This is a genomic window from Cypionkella sp. (assembly GCF_034376685.1).
Taxonomy (GTDB): domain Bacteria; phylum Pseudomonadota; class Alphaproteobacteria; order Rhodobacterales; family Rhodobacteraceae; genus Cypionkella.
Genome location: NZ_JAXMJJ010000064.1, coordinates 67,526 through 73,719 on the forward strand (window position 1 = coordinate 67,526; position 6,194 = coordinate 73,719).

Genomic DNA, 6,194 nt, shown 5'->3' on the forward strand with positions numbered 1-6,194 from the left:
ACTGAGTAGCATGGATATGAACCTGATCATCCAGCTGATCGCTGGTGCTTTGGGCGGCAACGCGGCAGGCGCGATGCTGAAAAACCTCAACCTCGGCACACTGGGCAATTCGATTGCCGGTATTCTTGGCGGCGGTCTGGGTGGCCAGATCCTTGCCATGGTGGGCGGCGCAGGGGCAACTGCGGCGGCCACGGGCGCCACGGATGCGGCCTCGATCATCGCATCGGTGCTTTCGGGCGGCGTGGGTGGCGGTGTGCTGATGGCGATCATCGGCGCGGTTAAAAACGCCATGGTGAAAAGCTAATTTTATTGCGCGGGCGCGCCGATCCGCGCCCGCGCTCTCTTGTCTGACGGCCTGCATGGGTTTAACTGCAACGGCATCCCCGCCGAAATCCGCAGCCCGAGGCCCCAGATGATCCCCTCTCCCACCGATGATCCGAAAACCTTGGTCAGCACCGCCTGGCTGGCCGCGCACCGCGCCGACCCCGATCTGCGGCTGATCGACGCCAGCTGGTATCTCCCCGACGCAGGCCGCAACGCGAAGGCGGAATATGCCGCCGCCCATATCCCCGGCGCGCGGTTTTTCGACATTGACGAGATCACCGACCAGCGCTCGGCCCTGCCGCATATGGCCCCGCCGCCCGAGAAATTCATCTCACGCTTGCGCGCGATGGGCATCGGTGACGGCCATCAGGTGGTGATCTATGACGGCTCTGGCCTGTTTTCGGCCGCGCGGGTGTGGTGGACCTTCCGGCTGATGGGCAAGACCGACGTGGCCGTGCTGGATGGTGGCCTGCCGAAATGGCGTGCCGAGGGGCGTGAAATCGAAGACATGCCCCCGACCCTGCGCGACCGGCACATGACCGTCAGTCGCCAGAACCATCTGGTGAAAGATGTCACCCAAGTCGCCCATGCCGCCAAGCTGGGCGAGGCCGAAATCATCGACGCCCGCTCTGCCCCCCGCTTCAAGGGTGAGGTGGCCGAGCCCCGCCCTGGCCTGCGCTCTGGCCATATTCCCGGTTCCAAGAATGTGCCCTACAGCACGCTTTTGAACACCGATGGCACGATGAAATCCCCCGATGCCCTGCGCGAGGTGTTCGAGGCCGCAGGCGTGAACCTTGCCAAACCCGCGATCACCTCCTGCGGTTCAGGCGTGACCGCCGCGATCCTCAGCTTGGCGCTGGAGCGTATCGGCCACCGCAACCATGCGCTCTACGATGGCTCTTGGGCCGAATGGGGCATGTATGACGACCTCGCGGTTGAGAAAGGTTAAGCGATGCTAGAGACACTGAACCCGCAGCCGCAGGACAAAATCCTGCAACTGATCCAGATGTACAAAGACGATCCCCGCGCGGATAAAATCGACCTCGGCGTCGGGGTGTACAAAGACGCCACCGGCCTGACCCCGGTGATGCGCGCGGTGAAAGCTGCCGAGAAGAAGCTATGGGAAATTGAGACCACCAAGACCTACACCGGCCTTGCAGGCGAGCCCGCCTATAACGCCGCGATGGCCAAGATGATCCTCGGGGATGGCTACGCCGACCGCGCGGCGTCCGTCGCCACGCCCGGCGGCACGGGTGCGATCCGGCAGGCGCTGGAGTTGATCAAACTCGCCTCGCCCAATGCTACGGTGTGGCTGTCCAACCCAACCTGGCCCAACCATCCTTCGATCATCAAATACCTTGGCATGAAGATGGCCGAGTATCGCTATTTCGACGCCGAAACCCGTGGCATCGACTTTGCAGGCCTGATGGCAGACCTCAAAGGCGTGCAAGCTGGCGACGCCGTGCTGCTGCACGGCTGCTGCCACAACCCGACTGGTGCAAACCTGAACGCCGATCAATGGGCCGAAGTCGCGAAATTGCTGCTGGCGAAAGGCGCTATTCCCTTCGTTGACCTTGCGTATCAAGGCTTTGGCGACGGATTGGAAGAAGACGCCGCAGCCACCCGCATGATCGCCAACAGCTTCCCCGAAGTGCTGATCGCCGCTAGTTGCAGCAAAAACTTCGGCATCTACCGCGAACGCACCGGCATACTGATCGCGCTTGGCGACCCTGCCCGTAAAACCGTCACCCAAGGCAATCTCGCCTTCCTGAACCGGCAAAACTACAGCTTCCCGCCCGATCACGGCGCGCGGCTGGTGACGATGATTCTGGAAGATGACGCGCTGCGTGCCGACTGGAAGGCCGAGCTGGAAGAAGTCCGCCTCAACATGCTGACCCTGCGCCAAAGCCTTGCGGATGAACTCCGCCGTGCCACCAACTCGGATCGGTTTGATTTCGTGGCCTCACATCGCGGCATGTTCAGCCGCCTTGGCCTGACCGAAGCGCAGGTCAATATCCTGCGCGAGCAACACGGCATCTACATGGTGGGCGACAGCCGGATCAACATCGCGGGCCTGAACGCCAAAACCGTGCCGATCCTTGCAAAGGCCATCGCGGGCCTCACCGCGTAACCGGAAAATCCCATTTTCCGGCACGATTTTCGTCACGAAAATCGCTTGCGCCAAATGAAAACGGCCCGCAGGGGGAGGATCCTGCGGGCCGTTCTTGTCTCACCACCCGGCGGGGAGGAACCGCCGGAGGGTGCCGTTATCAGCCGTGATAAGCCGCTTCACCATGCGCCGCCAGATCAAGACCCTGACGCTCGGTGTCGGCATCGACCCGCAGGCCAATGGTCATGTCGATCAGCTTGTAGATGATGAACGAGATGACGCCCGACCACACCAGGGTGATCGCCACAGCTTCGATCTGGATCCAGGTTTGTGCTGCGATCGAATAGTCATCGCCCTTCACGCCGCCCAGAGAACCCGCCGAGAACACGCCGGTCAGGATCGCGCCGACGATACCGCCGACGCCGTGGATGCCGAACACGTCAAGGCTGTCGTCGTATTTCAGCTTGTTCTTCACCACGGTGACGAAGAAGTAGCAGGCCAGAACCGCCAGCACGCCCAGAGCCAAAGCGCCCATCGGACCAACCGTGCCGCAAGCCGGGGTGATCGCAACCAGACCGGTCACCATACCCGAAGCCGCACCCAGCATCGACGCCTTGCCGCGCTGAATACCTTCCAGCAGCGACCAGGCCAGCGTCGCCGCTGCGGTGGCAAGGAAGGTGTTGATCATCGCCAGAGTAGCGCCGCCATTGGCTTCCAGATTGGAGCCGACGTTGAAGCCAAACCAGCCCACCCACAGCATCGAAGCCCCGATCATGGTCATCACCATCGAATGCGGTGCCATGTTTTCTTTGCCGTAGCCGACGCGCTTGCCGATCACGAGGCAACCGACCAGTGCCGCGATACCCGCGTTGATGTGCACCACCGTGCCGCCTGCGAAGTCAATCGCGCCCATCACAAAGATCAGGCCCGAAACGTCCCAGACCATATGCGCAACCGGGAAGTAGACGAAGGTCACCCAAAGCGCGCTGAACGCCAGCACGGCCGTGAACTTCACCCGCTCTGCGAAAGCACCGATGATCAGGCCGGGGGTAATTGCCGCAAAGGTCATCTGGAAGGCGATGAACAGATATTCCGGGATCACAAAGCCCGCTGAGAAGGTCGCCGCCATGCTATCCGGCGTCACACCCGCCAGGAACAGCTTGCCGAAGCCGCCCCAATAGGGCGAAGTGCCGCCGCCGAAGGTCACCGAGTAACCATAGATCACCCACAGCACCATGACGAGGCAAGCGATCAGCGTGGTTTGCATCAGCACCGACAGCATGTTCTTGCTGCGCACAAGCCCGCCGTAGAACAGCGCAAGGCCGGGAAGGGTCATGAACAGCACCAGCACGGTCGAGATCATCATCCACGACACGTCGCCCTTGTCCATCACCGGAGCCGCGGCTTCGACCACCGCCTCAACCGCCGGTGCAGCGGTTTCTTGCGCCAAAGCGGGCAAAGCCGCAATGATCGCCACCGCAGAAAGTCCTAATTTTTTCAGCATGTTCTGTCCCCTCTCACAGCGCGTCGTCATCGACGTCGCCGGTGCGCACCCGCAGGGCACGCTCCACGTCCAACACAAAAATCTTGCCGTCGCCGATTTTACCGGTGCGGGCGGTCTTGGTGATCGCCTCAACCACCGTATCGGCCAGCGCGTCGGTCACGACGATCTCCAGCCGCATTTTCGGAACGAAATTCACCGCATATTCTGCACCGCGGTAGATTTCAGTATGGCCCGACTGCATGCCGAAACCCTTGATTTCTGTCACCATCATCCCCTGCACGCCGATCGCGGTCAGCGCTTCGCGGACCTCGTCCAGCTTGTAGGGCTTAATGGCGGCTATGATCATTTTCACGATGCACCCCTTTGTTTCCCAAGGCCCTTGGCGGCCCTCACTCGTGATCAGGCGGCCTTCGCACCTGCAGCACAAGTTTCAGATGGCGTAAAAAATGGGCGCGAGAGTGGTTTGCCTAAAATTTAATCAATCACCCCACCTTGCGATGCAAATTTAAGCGGCAAGGAACCGCGAATCGGCAGTGCTTCGACTTCGCATTCCGCACTGAACCGAGTAGAGTGGCGAAAACCGCTTAAAAGGGCACAAACAGGCATGGCGACATCGGGCAAAGGCGGCAAATCGCTGGTGGCAGACCGGCGGTATATCGCGCAAAAAGCAGCCACAACGGGCGGACGCGGCACCCCGCCGCCGAAGAAACCAAAACCGCTCAAGGTGGTGATCGTGCGGCGCGGCAATATCCTGACCCGCTTCATCCATGCGATCTGGCGGATCATCTGGGGGACATTCTGGCGGGTGTCCGCCGTCTGCGGCATGGTGCTGGCCGGGATCGTGTTCTACTTCTACCAGCAACTGCCGCCGGTGGGCGACTTGCTGGATGCCCGCGCCAAAGGCTCGGTCACACTGCTGGATCGCAACGACACCGTGTTTGCCTGGCGCGGGGAAACGTTCGGCGGCCAGATCACCGCCGACACCGTCTCGCCCTTCCTGCTGCATGCCGTCATCGCCACCGAGGACAAACGCTTTTACCGGCATTTCGGCGTCAGCCCGCGCGGCATCGCATCAGCGATCAGCATCAACCTTGCTGCGGGCCGGGGCCCGCTGGAAGGCAACGGCGGCTCGACCATCACCCAGCAGGTAGCCAAACTGCTTTGCCTTGGCGTGCCCTATGACCCCAAACAATGGAAAACCGAGGCCGATTATGAGGCCGACTGCCGCGGCGGTGGCGTCAAGCGCAAGCTGAAAGAGATCCCCTATTCCATTGCGATGGAAGCCAAATACACCAAAGCCGAGATTCTGACGATCTACTTCAACCGCGCCTATCTGGGCGCAGGCGCACGCGGCTTCGAGGCCGCAGCCCAGCGTTACTTTGGCACATCCGCCAATGACCTGACCCCCGCTCAAGCCGCAATGCTGGCAGGCTTGCTCAAGGCACCCTCGCGCTATGCCCCCACCAACAGCCTGAAACGCGCGCAAGACCGCGCCGATGTGATCATCGACCTGATGGCTGAACAGGGCTATCTCACCGCCGAGCAAGCCGCCGACGCCCATGCCAATCCGGCCCAGTTGTCGGATGCGGCGCAAACCAAATCCGGCGGCTTCTTTGCCGATTGGGTGATGGAAACCGCGCCGGATTTCCTGACCTCGACCACCACCGAAGACGTGATCATGCGCACCACGCTGGATCAAAAGCTGCAACGCGACGCCGAAGAGGCGCTGGCTTGGGTGTTCGACAACAAGGTCGCCAAAGGCTCCAAAGCCCAAGCCGCCATCGTGGTGATGAGTGCGGACGGTGCCGTGCGCGCCATGGTCGGCGGGCGCAAAACCGAAAATGCCGGGGCCTTCAACCGCGCCACCCAAGCCCTGCGTCAAACCGGATCGTCGTTCAAACCCTTCGTCTATGCCGCAGCGCTTGATCTGGGCTGGTCGCCCGCCGATTTTGTCGAAGACACCCCGCTGACCATGAGCATCCCCGGTTCCGGCAAGTGGACCCCCGACAACTACGACCACAAGTTCGAGGGCCTGATCACCCTGACCCAAGCCCTGAAGGAAAGCCGCAACATCCCCGCCGTGCGGGTCTCGGAAGCGGTCGGGCGCGAATCGGTGCGCGCGATTGCCGCGGGTTTCGGCATCCAGTCCGATCTAGCGGCAGGCCCGGCGCTTGCGCTTGGCGCGTCGGAATCCACCCTGATCGAGATGACCGGTGCCTATGCGGGCATCCTCAACGGCGGCTCGGCGGTGACCCC

Annotated in this window: 6 protein-coding genes; 4 read left to right on the top strand and 2 right to left on the bottom strand. The window is 61.9% G+C overall.

Annotation, left to right across the window (positions count from 1 at the left end):
• Positions 1-10: 10 nt before the first annotated feature.
• The 3 genes from U1A24_RS12745 (at position 11) to U1A24_RS12755 (ending at position 2,455) form a co-directional block, all read left to right on the top strand.
• Positions 11-304: a hypothetical protein gene (locus U1A24_RS12745; protein WP_322322346.1), complete on the top strand. Its 294-nt coding sequence runs from the start codon at positions 11-13 to the stop codon at positions 302-304.
• Between the two features lie 108 nt (positions 305-412).
• Complete coding sequence (sseA, locus tag U1A24_RS12750; protein WP_322322347.1) at positions 413-1,273, top strand: 3-mercaptopyruvate sulfurtransferase; 861 nt, start codon at positions 413-415, stop codon at positions 1,271-1,273.
• A gap of 3 nt (positions 1,274-1,276) precedes the next feature.
• Positions 1,277-2,455 carry an amino acid aminotransferase gene (locus tag U1A24_RS12755; protein ID WP_322322348.1) on the top strand — a complete coding sequence of 393 codons (1,179 nt, stop codon included), beginning with the start codon at positions 1,277-1,279 and terminating at the stop codon, positions 2,453-2,455.
• Between the two features lie 139 nt (positions 2,456-2,594).
• Here the strand turns inward: U1A24_RS12755 and U1A24_RS12760 are convergent, their stop codons facing one another.
• Together U1A24_RS12760 and U1A24_RS12765 are read right to left on the bottom strand one after the other, a co-directional pair.
• Positions 2,595-3,938 carry an ammonium transporter gene (locus U1A24_RS12760; RefSeq protein ID WP_322322349.1) on the bottom strand — a complete coding sequence of 448 codons (1,344 nt, stop codon included), beginning with the start codon at positions 3,936-3,938 and terminating at the stop codon, positions 2,595-2,597.
• Between the two features lie 13 nt (positions 3,939-3,951).
• Positions 3,952-4,290, bottom strand: coding sequence for a P-II family nitrogen regulator (locus tag U1A24_RS12765; RefSeq protein ID WP_322322350.1), 339 nt, complete (start codon positions 4,288-4,290; stop codon positions 3,952-3,954).
• Positions 4,291-4,542: 252 nt separating this feature from the next.
• Here U1A24_RS12765 and U1A24_RS12770 point away from each other — a divergent pair.
• Positions 4,543-6,194 (top strand): transglycosylase domain-containing protein (locus U1A24_RS12770; RefSeq protein ID WP_322322351.1); only part of this gene is annotated, 1,652 nt, incomplete at its 3' end.